This window comes from Xanthomonas massiliensis (assembly GCF_900018785.1).
Lineage (GTDB): Bacteria > Pseudomonadota > Gammaproteobacteria > Xanthomonadales > Xanthomonadaceae > Xanthomonas_B > Xanthomonas_B massiliensis.
This window is the reverse complement of the sequence record NZ_FCOY01000002.1, coordinates 171,441-187,252: the sequence shown is the minus strand read 5'-3', so window position 1 is coordinate 187,252 and position 15,812 is coordinate 171,441. Positions and strand designations below refer to the sequence as shown.

Annotated in this window: 15 protein-coding genes; 4 read left to right on the top strand and 11 right to left on the bottom strand. The window is 73.7% G+C overall.

Annotated features, from left to right (window positions below):
- Nucleotides 1-623: 623 nt before the first annotated feature.
- Entirely contained in the window at nucleotides 624-1,229 is a 606-nt protein-coding gene (locus BN3794_RS00770; protein WP_066091867.1) for a response regulator transcription factor, read from the top strand.
- 10 nt (nucleotides 1,230-1,239) lie between these two features.
- Here the strand turns inward: BN3794_RS00770 and BN3794_RS00765 are convergent, their stop codons facing one another.
- The 9 genes from BN3794_RS00765 to BN3794_RS00725 form a co-directional block, all read right to left on the bottom strand.
- Nucleotides 1,240-2,388, bottom strand: coding sequence for an alpha-hydroxy acid oxidase (locus BN3794_RS00765; protein WP_066092131.1), 1,149 nt, complete (start codon nucleotides 2,386-2,388; stop codon nucleotides 1,240-1,242).
- A 757-nt stretch (nucleotides 2,389-3,145) separates the two neighbouring features.
- Nucleotides 3,146-3,703, bottom strand: a complete 558-nt coding sequence (locus BN3794_RS00760; RefSeq protein WP_066091864.1) for an RBBP9/YdeN family alpha/beta hydrolase — start codon at nucleotides 3,701-3,703, stop codon at nucleotides 3,146-3,148.
- Nucleotides 3,700-5,079 (bottom strand): leucyl aminopeptidase family protein, encoded by a 1,380-nt coding sequence (locus BN3794_RS00755; RefSeq protein WP_066091861.1) that lies wholly within the window; start codon nucleotides 5,077-5,079, stop codon nucleotides 3,700-3,702. Before BN3794_RS00755 ends, BN3794_RS00760 begins: the two co-directional genes overlap by 4 nt.
- Nucleotides 5,080-5,124: 45 nt before the next feature.
- Nucleotides 5,125-5,847, bottom strand: a complete 723-nt coding sequence (locus BN3794_RS00750; protein ID WP_187128023.1) for an HAD family hydrolase — start codon at nucleotides 5,845-5,847, stop codon at nucleotides 5,125-5,127.
- A gap of 33 nt (nucleotides 5,848-5,880) precedes the next feature.
- Complete coding sequence (locus BN3794_RS00745) at nucleotides 5,881-7,011, bottom strand: AI-2E family transporter (protein ID WP_425476680.1); 1,131 nt, start codon at nucleotides 7,009-7,011, stop codon at nucleotides 5,881-5,883.
- Between the two features lie 52 nt (nucleotides 7,012-7,063).
- Nucleotides 7,064-7,486, bottom strand: a complete 423-nt coding sequence (locus BN3794_RS00740; RefSeq protein WP_078059494.1) for a hypothetical protein — start codon at nucleotides 7,484-7,486, stop codon at nucleotides 7,064-7,066.
- A complete protein-coding gene (locus tag BN3794_RS00735) occupies nucleotides 7,483-7,989 on the bottom strand; it encodes a hypothetical protein (protein WP_066091849.1) in 507 nt (168 codons plus the stop codon). The genes BN3794_RS00740 and BN3794_RS00735 overlap by 4 nt, the downstream gene beginning before the upstream one ends.
- 6 nt (nucleotides 7,990-7,995) lie before the next feature.
- Entirely contained in the window at nucleotides 7,996-8,358 is a 363-nt protein-coding gene (locus BN3794_RS00730; protein ID WP_066091846.1) for a hypothetical protein, read from the bottom strand.
- A gap of 82 nt (nucleotides 8,359-8,440) precedes the next feature.
- Nucleotides 8,441-9,871 (bottom strand): Do family serine endopeptidase, encoded by a 1,431-nt coding sequence (locus BN3794_RS00725; RefSeq protein ID WP_066091843.1) that lies wholly within the window; start codon nucleotides 9,869-9,871, stop codon nucleotides 8,441-8,443.
- Between the two features lie 245 nt (nucleotides 9,872-10,116).
- Between BN3794_RS00725 and BN3794_RS00720 the strand changes: the two genes are divergently transcribed.
- Together BN3794_RS00720 and BN3794_RS00715 are read left to right on the top strand one after the other, a co-directional pair.
- Nucleotides 10,117-10,965 (top strand): hypothetical protein, encoded by an 849-nt coding sequence (locus BN3794_RS00720; protein ID WP_066091840.1) that lies wholly within the window; start codon nucleotides 10,117-10,119, stop codon nucleotides 10,963-10,965.
- A 169-nt stretch (nucleotides 10,966-11,134) separates the two neighbouring features.
- The gene (locus tag BN3794_RS00715) at nucleotides 11,135-13,531 is read left to right on the top strand and encodes a DUF3772 domain-containing protein (protein ID WP_066091837.1); all 2,397 of its coding nucleotides are present in this window, start codon (nucleotides 11,135-11,137) and stop codon (nucleotides 13,529-13,531) included.
- 579 nt (nucleotides 13,532-14,110) lie between these two features.
- Here BN3794_RS00715 and BN3794_RS00710 read toward each other — a convergent pair.
- Nucleotides 14,111-14,512 carry a winged helix-turn-helix transcriptional regulator gene (locus tag BN3794_RS00710; protein WP_066091835.1) on the bottom strand — a complete coding sequence of 134 codons (402 nt, stop codon included), beginning with the start codon at nucleotides 14,510-14,512 and terminating at the stop codon, nucleotides 14,111-14,113.
- A 104-nt stretch (nucleotides 14,513-14,616) separates the two neighbouring features.
- On the opposite strand from BN3794_RS00710, the gene BN3794_RS00705 reads away from it, so the two are divergent.
- Entirely contained in the window at nucleotides 14,617-15,465 is an 849-nt protein-coding gene (locus tag BN3794_RS00705; RefSeq protein WP_066091832.1) for an SDR family oxidoreductase, read from the top strand.
- A gap of 13 nt (nucleotides 15,466-15,478) precedes the next feature.
- Here BN3794_RS00705 and BN3794_RS16915 read toward each other — a convergent pair whose 3' ends face one another.
- Nucleotides 15,479-15,778, bottom strand: a complete 300-nt coding sequence (locus BN3794_RS16915) for a DUF2149 domain-containing protein (protein ID WP_078059493.1) — start codon at nucleotides 15,776-15,778, stop codon at nucleotides 15,479-15,481.
- Between the last annotated feature and the right edge of the window lie 34 nt (nucleotides 15,779-15,812).

Genomic DNA, 15,812 nt, shown 5'->3' with positions numbered 1-15,812 from the left:
GACACCGCGCCTGCGGATGAGGATGCCCGGACGAACGGCCCGTCTCTGCCCGTTTGCGGGCGCAGCCGGTGTCGAAAGTTGTGCCCGGCGCGTAACGCGAGAGGTGAACCGGGACCGGTGATCTCCGTGCCGGTGGAACGAGCCATCTCGGCCGGCATGCTCGGGGTGCCGGTGGGCACCAAACCTGCGATTGAGGATGCCGGCGAATGGCCCATCTCTGCCCGTTTGCGGGCGCGACCCGTGTAGAAGGCTCTGCTCGGTGCGTAACGCGGGGGGGCGAACCGGTATCGACGCCCACCATGCCGGTGGAATGCGATGTCCCGGCTCGCCTGCTCCGTGGCGCCCGCGGTCGCCGCACCTGCAGGACGAATGTCACACAGGCGTACCCGCCCTCCTACGACTGTTTTCGGGTGCAGCCGGCGTTGCGGAAGAGATGCACTGGCGTGCCGGTTGCCGCGCTTGCGCCGGGAAGGCGGCTTCCCAGCCGGTACCGCGCCGCCTTAGCCCGGCGGCAGGCAACATCGGCGCTGGCGCGAGGGCCCGGTGCCGAGCCGCCGGCACCGGCACTGCCGGCGGCGTGGCGGCGGCCGCTAGAATCAGGCTCCGCCCCTACAGGACAGGCGATGATCCGGGTACTGCTGGCCGAGGACCAGGCGATGGTGCGCGGCGCGCTGGCCGCGTTGCTGGCGCTGGAAGGCGACATCGAGGTGCTCGGCGCCGCCGCCGACGGCGAGCAGGCCTGGCGCGAACTGCAGCGCCTGGAGCCGGACGTGCTGGTCACCGACATCGAGATGCCCGGCCTGTCCGGGCTGGAGCTGGCCCAGCGCGTGCAGCGCCACCAGCTGCAGACCCGGGTGGTGATCGTCACCACCTTCGCCCGCAGCGGCTTCCTGCGCCGCGCGCTGGATGCCGGCGTGGCCGGCTACCTGCTCAAGGACGCACCGCCACAGACCCTGGCCGAGGCGCTGCGCACCGTGGTGCAGCGCGGCGGCCGCGCCATCGCCCCGGAGCTGGCGCTGGAGGCCTGGTCCGAGCCCGACCCGCTCAACGAGCGCGAGCGCCAGGTGCTGCGCCTGGCCGGCGAAGGCCTGGGCGCGGCCGACATCGCCGCGCGCCTGAACCTCTCGCACGGCACCGTGCGCAACTACCTGTCCGAGGCCATCGGCAAGCTCGGCGTCGGCAACCGCATCGAGGCCTACCGACTGGCGCGGCAGAAGGGCTGGCTGTAGCGCCGCAGGCTCAGAACGGCAGCGGGTCCCACAGCACGTCGCGGCCGACCTCGGCGATGTCGCGCTTGCCGCACAGCGCCATGCTCACGTCCAGCTCCTTGCGCAGGATCTCCAGCGCCAAGGTCACGCCGTCGCGGCCGAGCGCGCCCAGCCCGTACAGGAACGGCCGGCCGATGTAGACGCCGCGCGCGCCCAGCGCCACCGCGCGCAGGATGTCCTGGCCGTGGCGCACGCCGCCGTCCAGGTGCACCTCGATGCGATCGCCGACGGCCTCGACGATGCGCGGCAGCGCGCTGATCGAGGAGGGCGCGCCGTCGAGCTGGCGCCCGCCGTGGTTGGACACGATCAATGCGTCGGCGCCGGTGGCGGCGGCCTGGCGTGCGTCGTCCGGGTCGAGCACGCCCTTGAGGATCAGCTTGCCGCCCCAGCGCTGGCGGATCCATTCCACGTCGTCCCACGACAGCCGCGGGTCGAACTGCTCGGCGGTCCACGCGCCCAGCGAGGACAGGTCGCTCACGCCCTTGGCATGGCCGACCACGTTGCCGAAGCGGTGGCGGCGGGTGCCGAGCATGCCCAGGCACCAGCGCGGCCGCTGCGCCATCTGCCACAGGTGCTTCGGGGTCAGCCGCGGCGGCGCGGACAGCGCGTTGCGCAGGTCCTTGTGGCGCTGGCCGAGGATCTGCAGGTCCAGCGTGAGCACCAGCGCGGCGCAGCCGGCGGCCCTGGCGCGATCGATCAGGTCGCCGACGAAGCCGCGGTCGCGCATCACGTACAGCTGGAACCAGAACGGCTTGCGCGTGGCCGCGGCCACGTCCTCGATCGAGCAGATGCTCATCGTCGACAGGGTGAACGGCACGCCGGCCGCCTCGGCCGCCTGCGCGGCGAGGATCTCGCCGTCGGCGTGCTGCATGCCGCACAGCCCGGTCGGCGCCAGCGCCAGCGGCATCGCCACCGGCTGGCCGGCCATGGTGGTGGCCAGCGAGCGCCCGCTCATGTCCACCATCACCTTCTGGCGCAGCTTGATGCGGGCGAAATCGGCCTCGTTGGCGCGGTAGGTGCTCTCGGTCCAGGCGCCGCTGTCGGCGTAGTCGAAGAACAGCCTGGGCACGCGGCGGCGCGCCAGCGCCTTCAGGTCGGCGATCTCCAGGATCGGTTTCATGGACGGCATCGGTCGGTTGCGGGAAAGACCCACCATTGTCCCTCCGATCGCCGGGGCGGGTCATGCCCGCGGCGCGGGGGGGTCGTTCGGGCGCGCCGCGCGGCGACTGGCCGGATACGCCGGCGCGGTGATGCGCTTGCACCCTGCCGCTGCCCCGCGCTGGCGCCTCCCTCTACCGGAAGCCGATACGGGCCGACGCGCCATCGGCATGTCGCTGCTGCCATGGCCGAGCGACCGCGTATCCAGGCTTGCGGCAGGAAGGCGGCGTGTGGGAAGACAGTGCCGAGGCCGAAGCATGGGGATCGCCCTGCGTGCGCGACGGCGCCGTCCCGTTGCGGACGCGGTCGCGGTGCTTCCGTCCGGGGCTGGGGACGAAGGCACGAGGCAGGGCCGAAGGATCGCCATCGTGCGCGGTGGCGCAGTCGTCACTGCCGCCGCGATGCGCCTGTCCGGGCGTGCTGGAGGAAGGCGGCGTGCAGTAGGACGGTGCCGAGGCCGAAGCATGGGGATCGCCCGGCGTGCGCGATGGCACCGTCCCGTTGCGGATGCGGTCGCGGTGCTTCCTTCCGGGGCTGGGGACGAATGCACGAGGCAGGGCCCAAGGATCGCCATCGTGCACGATGGCGCGGTCGTCACCGCCGCCGCGACGCGCCTGTCCGGGCGTGTGGAGTGCGCACGGGAGCGGAGCGCAGGGATCGCGGCGCGCTCGACCATAGCCTCCGGCGCGTGCCGGGGGTATCGCGGAGGCGTCCGCGCCTCAGCCCAGCAGTGCCTGCAGCCGGGCCAGGCCTTCCGGCCAGTCGCCATGGCCGGCGGTTGCGTTGATGTGGCCGGCCTTGCCGATGTCCCACAACGGCGCGCCCCAGTCGGCGGCCAGCGCCTGCGCGCGGGCGAAGCTGCAGAACGGGTCGTCGCGGCTGGCCACCAGCGTGGCCGCGAACGGCAGCGGCGCCTGCGGGGCGGGGGCGAAGTCGGCCAGTTCGGCCGGCAGGTCGTCGCGCCCGATGTCCGGGCTGGCGACGAGGAAGGCATGGCGCACGCGCGTGGCGGCGGCCGGGGCGCCGGCCGCCCAGTGCGCGACGGTGATGCAGCCCAGGCTGTGGGCCAGCAGCACCAGGTCGCCGGGCGTGGCCGCGGCGACGGCATCGAGCGTGGCCACCCAGTCGGCGCGGCGCGGATGGAACCAGTCGGCCTGTTCGACGCGCCGCCATGCCGGGTGCAGTGCCTGCCAGCGCGATTGCCAGTGCCCGGGGCCGGAATCCTGCCAGCCCGGCAGCACCAGCACCGTCGGCGCAGCGCGGGTTCCCGCGCTCATCGGGCGTAGCGCGCCTTGAGCATCGCCCAGGCCGAGCGCAGGCCCAGCGCCTCGCCGCCGGCCGGGCGTCCCGGCCGGTCGCTGTCGTTCCAGGCGTACACGTCCAGGTGCGCCCACGCGGTGCCGGCCGGGACGAACTTCTCCAGGTACAGCGCGGCGGTGACCGCGCCGGCCATGCGCGAGCCGGCGTTGGCGAGGTCGGCCACGTTGCTCTTGAGATAGCGCAGGTAGGGACGCCACAGCGGCATGCGCCAGACCGGATCGCGGGTGGCGAGGCCGGCCGCCAGCCAGCCCTCGGCCAGGGTGTCGTCGTTGGCGAATAGCGCCGGCAGGTCCGGGCCCAGGGCGATGCGCGCCGCGCCGGTGAGGGTGGCGAAATCGACGATCGCCTCCGGCTGCTGCTCGCCGGCGTAGGCCAGCGCGTCGCACAGGATCAGCCGGCCCTCGGCATCGGTGTTGTCGATCTCCACGCTGAGGCCGGCGCGGGTGGTGACCACCTCGCCCGGGCGCAGCGCGTCCGGGCCGACCGCGTTCTCCACCGCCGGCACCACCACGGTCAGCCGCACCGGCAGCGCGCGCGCCATCACCAGCCCGGCCAGGGCCAGCGCATGGGCGGCCCCGCCCATGTCCTTCTTCATGTTGCGCATGCCCTCGGCGCCCTTCAGGTCCAGGCCGCCGGTGTCGAAGCACACGCCCTTGCCGACCAGAGCCAGGTGCGGCTGGCCGGGCCGGCCCCAGCGCAGCACGATCACCCGCGGCGCGCGGTGCGAGGCGCGGCCGACCGCGTGCACGGTGGGGAAGCCGCGCTCCAGCAGCGCATCGCCGGCGGTGACCTCGATGTCGGCGCCGTGGGCGGCGGCCAGGTCGCGGGCGATGGCTTCCAGCTGGTCCGGGCCCATGTCCTCGGTGGGCGTGTTGACCCAGTCGCGCACGCGCAGGCTGGCGGCGATGACGTCGGCGACTTCGGCCGACGGCGCCACCGCCAGTTGCGCCGGTGCGCGCGCGGCGGCGCGGTAGCGGGTGAAGCGGTAGCTGCCCAGGCCCCAGCCCAGGGTCAGCGCTTCCAGCTCGGCATCGTCCAGGCGCCCGCCCAGGCTCCAGGTCGTGCCGGCCGGCAGCGCGAACGGCGCGTGTGCATAGGCGTGGGCGTCGAGCCGGTCGCCCACGCCGAGCACCGCCCCGGCCAGGGCGCCGTCCGCCCCCGGCAGCAGCACGCAGCTGCCCGCGGCGGCGGTGAACCCCTGCGCGGCGAGCCAGTGCGCGGTCGGCGGCGGCTGGGTGGCGAGCCAGGCGGCCAGGCCGGGGGCATCGAGCACGTACAGCGGCAGGGCGGCGGCAGTGGCCGGAACGAAGGCGGGCAGCGGGGTGGCGGTCATGGACAGGTCCTGGGGAAGGCCGGCCGGCGGGCGGGCGGCGCCGGCTCAGGCGCCGGCGGCATGGGGAAGGGGCGAGCCGGCCTGGGCATCGAGCCAGTCGGCCAGCCCGGCGAGGGTGGCGAAGTGCAGGTCCGGCGCCGTCGTGGCGGGCCAGGCCGCGGCCTCGCGGTTGATCCAGCAGCCGCGCAGGCCGGCGCGCATAGCCCCGAGCACGTCCATCTCGGCGTGGTCGCCCACGTGCAGCACCTGCGCGTGGGGCACCTGCAGGCGCGCGCAGGCGGCGTGGAAGATGCTGGCCTGCGGCTTGGCCGCGCCGTGCTCGCGCGCACCGAGCTGGAAAGCGAACAGGTGGCCGATGCCGATGCGTGCCAGGTCGGCGTTGCCGTTGCTGACCGCCGCCACCGGCACGCGCGCGGCGATGCGCCGCAGCGCCGCCAGGGCATCGGGATAGAACGCCACCCGGTTGCGCTCGGCGTAGAACACCTCGTAGGCCGGCACCGCCAGCGCCGGGTCGTCGCCGCTGGCGGCCAGCGCGTGCTCCAGGGTCAGGCGCCGGATCGCGCCCAGGTCGTGCACGTGCTCGGGGTGGTCCTGGAACATGCGCACGCGCAGCGCCTGCATCGCCGCGATCGGGAAGCGCGCGGCGGTGGCCGGCGCATGGACCTGCAGCCAGTCGTGCAGGGTGCGGTCGATGCGCTCGCCGATCGGCGCGAACGGCCAAAGCGTGTCGTCGAGGTCCAGGGTGATGGCGCGGACGGGGAAGTTCACGGCGGCCATTCTAGGCCAGGCACAGGCGCCGTCTCATTCCAGCAGGCGCGCCCAGCGCTGCAGGCCGTCCAGCCGCGCCAGCACGATCTTCACGCAGACCAGCATCGGCACCGCCAGCAGCAGGCCGATCATGCCCCACAGCCAGCCGAACAGCATCAGCCCCAGGATCAGCATCAGCGGCGACAGCGCCATGCGCCGGCCGAGCACGATGGGGGTGACGATCTGCCCTTCCAGCGTGTGCAGCCCCAGGTAGACCAGCGCCGGCAGCAGTGCGGCGGCCGGGTCGCGGAACTCGACGAAGCCCATCACCAGCATCATCAGCACGCCGATCAGCGGGCCGACGTAGGGCGCGAAGTTGAGCAGCGTGGCCACCGTGCCCCACAGCGCCGCCTCGCGCACGGAGATGCCCATCAGGTACAGCGCGCCGGCCAGCACCGTGCCGAGCAGCAGGTTGATGATGCTGATGGTGAACACGTAGCGCGAGACCTCGCGCTCGATCGAACGCATGATGCCGACGGTGAAGCGCTGCTGCTGGCGCGTGGGCATCAGCATGATGACGTGGCGCTGCAGGTTCTCGCCGTAGACCATGAAGAAGAAGGTCAGCAGCACCACCGCCAGCACCGAGGCGGCCAGCTTGGGGGTGCGCACCAGCGCGCGGTAGGGATCGTCGAGCTGGGTGCGCACGATCCGGACCTGGCGGTTGGTCTCGCCGGAGGCGGCGCGGGCGAAGTTCTCCGCCGCCTGGTTGGCCTGCTGCACCGGCCGGGTCAGGTCGCGTACCTGGCTGGCGATGCGGCGCAGCTGCTGCGGCGCCTGGGTGGCCCACTGGGTGGCCGGCTCGGCCAGCTGCACCGCCAGCGCGCCGGTGCCGGCGATGCCGAGCACGATCACCAGCAGCGCGCCGAGGAAGCGCGGCACGTGCAGGCGCTTGAGCCCGCGCAGGATCGGGTTGCCGACCAGGGCGAAGAACGCGGCCAGCAGGATCGGCAGGATCAGCGCCTGCGCCGCCCACAGCGTGTAGCCCACCGCCAGCGCGGCCAGCACCACCAGCGACAGCGGCGCGCGCGGGCGCGGCAGCGGCGGGGCCGGCAGCGGCCGGGGAGAAGGGGAATCGAGATCCGCGCGGGGATCCATGGCGGTGCACGCTTCGGTAGGGAGCGCGATTATCCGCTGCCGGAGGTCGGCGGCGCGCATGCACGCGCCGGCCATTGCGGCTTCAGTCGCGTTCGGACAGCTCGGTGGCCGCTTCGGCCGGCCGTGGCGCGGCGCCGGGGTCGCGCCCGGCGCTGGCCGGGGGGCCGGCAGGTGCGGGCGTGGGTGCGGGCGTGTCGGGAGCGTCGGCGTCGGTCTCGGCGTCCTGCGCCTGGAACAGGCCGACTAGGCCCGAGACCGCGCCGATCATGTCCAGCAGCTTGGGTGCGCCGCCGAGCCGGCCGGCCAGGCCGCCGATCGCGGCCACCGGCTCGGCGCGCCCGGCGAAGAAGCCCAGGCCGACGCCGGCGACGACGATGCGCCAGGGCGTCCAGGCCCGGCGCCAAGTGGTGGCCAGCGCCGACCACTGCTCGCCGGCCTGGCGTTCGCGGCCCTCCAGCAATCGCTCGGCACGCAGCACGCGCTCCCTCATGCGGGCAAAGCTCATCTCGCCTCCTCCCCGTCGGTGCGGCCGGTGGCGGCCGCGGCCGGGTCTTCCTCGTCCGCGTCTTCCTCGCCATCGCCGATGCCCAGGCGGGCCAGCTGGCGGCGCGTGGCGTCGAGCCGGCTCATGTCGAAATAGCGCAGCGCCTGCCAGGCGCCGAGCCCGGTCACCGCCAGGCTGATCGCGGCGGTGAAGCTGATCGAGGCCAGCCACGACCAGCCCAGCGCCTGCAGCAGGGCGATGCAGGCGCCCATCACCAGCAGCCACGCCGAGGCACCGAAGGCCACCGCCACGGTCAGCCACACCAGCGCCCGCACCAGCGCGGCGCGGGCCAGGGCGAGATCGGCCACGACCAGGTGGCGCAGCGCACGCAGGGCATCGAGGGTGGCCTCGATGCCGGCCTTGCCGGCGCGGCCGACCTCGCGCAGCGACGCGTCCAGCGACGGTGCCGGCGCGTCGTCGCCGGGCGGCCCGGCCTCCGGCGAGCGGGGATCGGGGGCGTCCACCCGCGCTTACTTGTCGCTGCCGCGGGTCAGCTTGGCGATCAGCCAGCCGGTGGCGAAGGCCACGCCGAAGGCGGCCAGCGGGCGCTCGCGGATCAGGTCGGTGGCGCTGTCGAGCAGGTCCTTGCCCTTATCGACCAGGGCGTCCATCTGCTCCTTGGCCACCGCACCGCCGGCCTCGGCGGCCGACAGGCCGGCCAGCGCGCTGTCGGACAGCTCGGCCTTGACGTTGGCCCGGCCCAGCTTGAGCTCGTCGCCCGCGGCGCCGGCCGCGTCCTTGATCGCCTCGCCGGCGGCCTTGCCGGCGGACTTGAGGTGGCTGCCGGCCTCGCTGAGGTTTTCCTTCAGGTTTTCGGTATTGGTCGGGCTCATCGCGGATCTCCTGTCGCATGGATGGGGCGGACCGTGTCCGCAGGTGTCGCACACCAATAGCATCGCGCCGGTGTAGGACGCGTCAGCGCATCATCAGGTTGCCCTGGCTGCCGTTGCGGAACACGCGCAGCACCAGTTGCTCCGGCTTGCGCGCCTGGAAGTTGGCGCGGAAGCTGGCCAGGTCGGCGAAATCGCCGGCGGTGGCGGCCATCACCACGTCGCCGCTGCGCAGGCCGCTGGCCTCGGCGCGGCTGCCGCGCTTGACCTGGCTGACCAGCACGCCGGTCAGCCCGGCCTGGCGCTGCTGCTCGGGCACGTCGGCGAAGCTGGCCCCGGCCAGGCGCGGGTCCAGCGCATCGCCGGCCACCGTGCGCGCCTGCGCCTTGAGCGTGGCCTTGAGCTGCAGGGCCTTGCCGTCGCGGCGCACGTCCAGGGTCACGGTGCTGCCCACCGGCTGCAGGCCCTCCCAGTTGTGCAGCGCCTCGGCGCTGTCCACGCGCTGTCCATTGGCCGAGACGATCACGTCGCCGGCCTGCACGCCGGCGGCGGCCGCGCCCGAGCCGGGCAGCACGCGCGTGACCAGCGCGCCGCGCACGTTGTCCAGGCCCAGGCCCTGGACCATCTGCGCCGACAGGTTCTGGGTCTCCATGCCCAGGGTGCCGCGCACCACCTCGCCGGTGGCGATCAGCTGGTCGACCACGTTGCGCGCCAGGTCGGAGGGGATCGCCAGGCCCAGGCCGATGTTGCCGGCCATGCTGCCCTGCGGGTTGAAGCTGGCGGTGTTGATGCCGACCAGCTGGCCCTGCAGGTCCACCAGCGCGCCGCCGGAATTGCCGGGGTTGATCGAGGCGTCGGTCTGGATGAAGTTTTGGTAGCCCAGCCCGCGGATGCCGCTGCGGCCCACCGCCGAGACGATCCCCGAGGTGACGGTCTGGGTGAAGCCGAACGGGTTGCCGATGGCGACCACGAAATCGCCCACCCGCAGCTTGCCGCTGTCGCCGAGCTGGATGGCGGTGAGGTTCTCGGCGGGAATGCGGATCAGGGCGATGTCGGTGTCCGCGTCCGAGCCCAGGAATTCGGCCTTGAAGGTGCGCCCGTCGGCCAGGGTCACCTGCACGTCGTCGGCGTTCTCGATGACGTGGTGGTTGGTCAGCACCAGGCCCTGCCTGGCGTCGATGATCACGCCCGAGCCGAGCGACTCGTTGATGCGCTCCTGCGGGATGTCCGGGAACAGGCGGCGGAAGAACGGATCGTCGAAGAAGGGGTTGCGCACCTTCACCACCTGCTTGGTGTTGATGCTGACCACCGCCGGCATGACCTTGGCCAGCATCGGCGCCAGCGAGGGCAGCGGCGCGCCGGCCGCCGCGGCCGGCAGCGCGGCGGTCGCGGTCAGCGGTTGCAGCGCCTGGGCGGCCTCGGCGCGGTTGTCCAGGTGGGCGTTGACGGCGGTGGCGGCGAAACCGCCGAAGGCGGCGGCCAGCGACAGGGTGAGCAGGGTAGGCAGGGGGCGCATGTCAGGACGATCCGAACAGCTTGCAGGTGGAAGGGAGGGCCAAAGATGGGCGCGGCGCGCCCGTCTATCAACCTGAACGAGAGTGAGGCCGCCGCATTTAACCGCCAGTGAAAGCCCGGCCGGGCCACGGCGGTTCCACGCCCGCCGCAGCGGCGCCGCACCGATGCGGCGGGCCTGTTCCACGGACCGGCGCGTGCGTATAGCATCGCGCTCGCAGTACCACCCACGCCCCCAAGGAGGGCTCCATGAGCAACGGCAATGGTGTGACGGCGAGCCTGTCCGAGGCCGCCGGTGAAGTGAAGGATTCGGCGGTCCAGGTCGGCGACACGGTGGCCGGCACCGTGGCCGGGGCGATCACCGCGGTCAAGGACCTGGCCGAGCAGGCCGGGGAGCGGGCCAAGGACACGGCGGTGCAGGCGGGCCAGGCGGTGCGCCAGGCGCGCAAGCAGGTGGCCAAGCAGACCCGTGCGGTGGTGAAGAAGACCGGCAAGGCGGTGAAGAAGACCGTGGCCGGCGCCCGCGCCAGGCTGGAGGCGGCCAAGGCCGACGCCCGCGCCGAGGCGGTCGCGCTGAAGAAGAAGACCGCGTCCACCCGCGCCAAGGTGGCGGCCGAGACCAGCGCGGCCTCGCGCAAGGCCAAGGTCGAGGCCGGCAAGCTCAGGAAGACGGTCACCGGCAAGGCCGCCGCGGCCGGGAAGACGATCAAGGCCGACGCCGCCAAGGCCGGCAAGGCCGTGGCCAGGAAGGCCACCGCGCTGAAGAAGGTCGTGGGCAAGGACGTGGCCCGGGCCGGGAAGACCGTGGCCGCCGCCAAGAAGACCGTCGCCAGGAAGGCGAGCGCCGCCGGCAAGGCGGTCGGCAAGGACGTGGCCAAGGTGAAGAAGGATGTCGCCGGCAAGGCTGCCGCGGTCCGCAAGACCGTGCGCAAGGAAACCGCCCAGACGAAGAAGACCGTGGCCGCGGCCAGGAAGACGCTCAAGCGCGATACCGCCACGGCGAAGAAGGCGGTGGCGAAGAAGACCGCCGCGGTCCGCAAGACCGTGGCCAAGGACGTGGCCCAGGCGAAGAAGCGCGTGGCCCGTACCCGCGGGTAAGCGACCGGGCGACTGCCGCGACGCCCCGTCCGCCCGCCGGACGGGGCGTCGTCGCATCCGCGGCCCGTTCACGGCGCTGTTTTAAGATCGCAGCCCGTCCCCGTTCGTCGTCGTCGCCGTGCCTTTTCCTTCCTCGCGTGTCTCCCGCTGGCGCCGGATCGCCTGCGCATTGCTGCTGGCGCTCGTCCTGCCGCTCGGCCCGGGCCTGGCGCAGGATGCCGCCGGCGACGACAGCGGTGCCGGCCTGGACCGCATCGAGCAGGCCCTGGCCACGGTGCAGAAGCAGCTGGACGACACCGAGGACCAGGACGCCCTGCGCGGCCTGGGCGATACCGTGGCCGGCGCCCAGCGCGATGCCGAGGCGCTCGAGCGCACGCTGACCCCGCGCCGCGACCAGCTCGACGCACGCCTGGCCCAGCTCGGCCAGGCCGACGGCGACGGCGCCGAGAACGGCGACATCGCCCAGCGTCGCGCCGCCCTGGAGGCCGAGCGCGGCAGCGTGGACGCGGCGATCAAGCGCGCCGGCCTGCTGCGGGTGGAGGCGCAGCAGCTCAACGCCACCATCGAGCGCGAGTTCGGCCAGCGCCTCGGCGCGCGGCTGTCGCAGCGCGCCGCCTCGCCGCTGGCGATATCGACCTGGCGCGCCATCGCCCGCCAGGTGCCGGAGGACTGGCAGCGCCTGCGGAGCCTGGCCGCCGGCATCGGCGAGCGCGTGCGTGCCGGCGTCGCCGGCAACGGCTGGATCGTGCCGGCGCTGGAGCTGCTGATCGCGCTGGCGCTGCTGTGGCCGCTCAACCGGATGCTGCGCTGGCTCGGCTGGCGCCATGCGGCGCGCCTGCAGGGGCCGGGCACGCGCCTGCGCCGTTCCGGGTTGGCGGTGTGGCAGCTGCTGGTGCGCACGCTGATGCCGGGTCTGGCCGCGATGCTGGCGGTGCAGGCGCTGCGCGGGGTGGACGGCCTGCCGGCGCGGCTGGACTGGGCCGGCGGCGCGATCGTCCTGGTGAGCATGCTCTCGGCGTTCATCGGCGCGGTCAGCGCCAGCCTGCTCATGCCCGGCCATCCGTCGTGGCGGCTGCTGGCCCTGGACGACGGCACCGCCGTGCGCCTGCGCCGCTACGCGCGCGCCACCGCCTGGCTGAGCTGGATCAGCGGCATGGTGCTGGTGGTCAACCGCGCCGCGCGCACCAGCACCGCGACCACGCTGCTGGTCGACGGCGTGCTCGCCCTGGCCTTCGCCGTGCTGGTGCTGGCGATGGTGGCCAGCCTGCTGCGCCTGCACCGCGCCCTGGCGCGCGCCGCCGGCGCGGACACCGACGAGGACGACGCGCCCGTGCCCCAGCGCAGCAGCGTGGTGATGCTGGTGGCGGTGCTGGCCGGGCTGGTGGTGGCGCTGGCGCTGCTGGCGGTGCTGGCCGGCTACGTCAACTTCGCCCTGTTCGCGACCCGGCAGGTGATCTGGGCGGCAGTGGTGGTCGGGGCGATGGCGGTGCTGATGATGTTCGCCGACGACCTGGCGCGCTGGCTGCTGGCGCCGGACAACCGCTTCGGCCGCATCGCCAACGCCGCCCTGGGCCTGCGCGCCAGCCACATGGAGCAGGCCGGCGTGCTGTTGTCGGCGCTGCTGCGCCTGGTCCTGCTGATGACCGGGCTGACCGTGCTGCTGCAGCCGTTCGGCTCCAACGTGCCGGCGCTGTTCGGCTGGCTGGACATCGCCAGCGGCGGGCTGACGGTGGGCAAGCTGCAATTGATGCCCGGCGACCTGCTGCGCGGGGTGGCGGTGCTGCTGGTGGGATTGGGCATCGTGCAGGTGGTGCAGCGCTGGCTGGTGGGGACCTACCTGCCGCGCACCGAGCTGGACGCGGCGTCCAAGGCGTCCATCGCCACGGTGGCGCGCTACCTGGGCATCGGCCTGGTGGCGCTGTGGACGCTGACCGCGCTCGGCCTGGGCCTGGAGAAGCTGGCGCTGATGGTCAGCGCGCTGTCGGTGGGCATCGGCTTCGGCCTGCAGGCGATCACCCAGAACTTCGTCTCCGGCCTGATCCTGATGGCCGAGCGGCCGGTGAAGATCGGCGACTGGGTGCGCATCGGCGACCAGGAGGGCGACATCCGCCGCATCAGCGTGCGCTCCACCGAGATCCAGGTCGGCGACCGCTCCACCCTGATCGTGCCCAATTCCGAGCTGATCACCAAGACCGTGCGCAACATGACCCTGGACAGTCCGATCGGGCGGGTGCAGCTGCAGTTCTCGGTGCCGCTCGGCACCGACGTGGCGCGGGTGCGCGCACTGCTGCTGGGGCTGTACGCCGAGCATCCCGGGGTGCTGGCCGAGCCGGCCGCGACGGTCTACATCGACAGCATCGCCGGCGGCCAGGTGGCGATCAATTCCTTCGCCTACGTGGCCAGCCCGCGCAGCGCGTACGCGGTGCGCAGCGACCTGTACTTCGCGCTGCTGGCGGCGCTGGCCGAGGCCGGCATCGCCCTGGCCGCGCCGCAGGACGTGCGCCTGGTCGGCGCGGCGCCGCCCCCGCGCGCCGAGGACGACGCCGCGGCGCCGGATCCGGCGTAGCCCAGGCAATCCCAGCGATGCTTCGGCAGTCGGCGCGGCGCCGCCCCCACGCGCCGAGGACGACGCTGCGGCGCCGGATCCGGCGTAGCGCAGGCGATCCCGGCGATGCTTCGGCAGTCGGCGCGGCACCGCTCCCGCGCGCCGAGGACGATGCCGCGGCGCCGGATCCGGCGTAGCGCAGGCAATCCCGGCGATGCTTCGGCGAGGGTGCGTGCGCACGCCGCGGCCGACGCGGTGCCGATGCAGTCGGCCATCCCATAGCGCTGCGATGGCATCGCACGTTGCGCTGTCTGTTGGCCCTGGGGACCTGGGGACCTGGGACCTGATCCGGCACGCGTCGGACGGCGCGCCTGCAGCACGCCAGGGCCGGGCGTCCCCCGTTCGCCGGCGATGGATGACGGATGCCATCGGCGCGCCAGGCCCGTCGACCGCGATGACGGCGACCCATGCCGGCCAACGGACCATGCGCCGCCTCATTGCGCGGAGCCACGCCGTAGCGGGCCGGACCGGCGGCCCGCAGCGATGCGCCACTTCGCCCATCGGCGGGTCCACCGGCGATGCCGGACGGCGCGGCACCCTTCAGCCGCGGCCGGCCTGTTCGCGGGCGATGTCGGGGTAGCGGACCTCGATCCAGTCGGCCAGCACCTGCACCTTGGCCGCGGCCTCGCGGCCGCGCCGGGTCAGGGTGTATTCCACCCGCGGCGGTACTTCCGGCCACGCGCGGCGTTCGACGATGCCGTCGCCCTCGAGCCATTGCAGGGTCTGCGCCAGCATGCGCTCGCTGATGCCGCCGATCTGGCGGCGCAACTCGCTGAAGCGGCGCGTGCCGGGGCGCAGCGCGATCAGCACCAGCACGCCCCAGCGGCTGGTCAGGTGCTTGAGCACCTCGCGCGAGGGGCAGTCGGCGGCCATCAGCTCGCCGCGCTGCAGGCGTTCGCCGAGGGTGGGGGCCTGGCGGTCGATGGCCGGACGCGGGGTCATGCTTACATTCCTGTGCGTACTTACGAAAGGTAAGCAAGGAGGATACGCTCGGTATCCACGGACCGGAACCGTCCGCCAATCCAACGCATTGCAAGGAGATTCCCATGACCATCGCCGTCACCGGCGCCACCGGCCACCTCGGCCGCCTCGTCGTCGCCGGACTGAAGGAACGCCTGCCCGGCGACGGGCTGCTGGCCCTGGCGCGCGACCCGCGCAAGGCCGCCGACCTAGGCGTGCCGGTCCGCCAGGCCGACTACGCCCGCCCGGAGACGCTCGCCCCGGCGCTGCAGGGCGTGGACAGCCTGTTGCTGATCTCGTCCAACCAGATCGGCGAACGCACCGCCCAGCACCGCAACGTGATCGAGGCCGCGCGCGCGGCCGGCGTGCGCCACATCGCCTACACCAGCCTGCTGCGCGCGGACACCTCGCCGTTGAGCCTGGCCGGGGAACACCGCCAGACCGAGGCGCTGCTGGCCGCGTCCGGCCTGTCGGTGACGGTGCTGCGCAACGGCTGGTACACCGAGAACTACACCGCCGGCCTGGGCGCCGCCGTGGCCCGCGGCGAGCTGATCGGCAGCGCCGGGCAGGGCCGCATCGCCTCGGCCGCGCGCGCGGACTATGCCGCCGCCGCGGTGGCGGTGCTGGTCGATCCGGCGCGGCAGGGGCAGCGCTACGAGCTGGCCGGCGACAGCGCCTGGACGCTGGCCGAACTGGCCGCCGAGGCCTCGCGCCAGAGCGGCAAGCCCGTCGCCTACCGCGACCTGCCCGAGGCCGGCTACGCCGCCGCGCTGGTGCAGGCCGGCCTGCCGGCGCCGCTGGCCGCCGCGATCGCCTCCTGGGACGCGGGCGCGCGCGAGGGCGCCCTGTTCGACGACGGCCACCGGCTGTCCGCGCTGATCGGCCGGCCGACCACGCCGCTGGCCGCCAGCGTGGCGCAGGCGCTGGCCGGTTGACGCCGGTGCGGGCTCAGGGCGCTGGCGCGGCGCCCTCGGGCACGTAGACCATGCGCCCGTCCGGCAGGCGGTAGGTGACCCCGGCCTTGACCCCGCCGCCCTCGCCGATCTGCCCGGTGGACTCGTAGCGGGTCAGTTCCTCGCCATGCTTGACGGTGATGCGCATGCCGGCCTCGCCCGGGTTCCCGATCACGGGGATGTTCCGTCGGCGAGAGGTCGAGCAGGCGCGACAGAATCCCGATCGGCGATGCCGGGTGCCGGTGGCGGTTCGCCTGCCCGCCACTTTGACAGAGGGAGCGGCAACGACGCTCATTTCGGCTGCCCACGTCCCGCGGGGAAAGGCATGA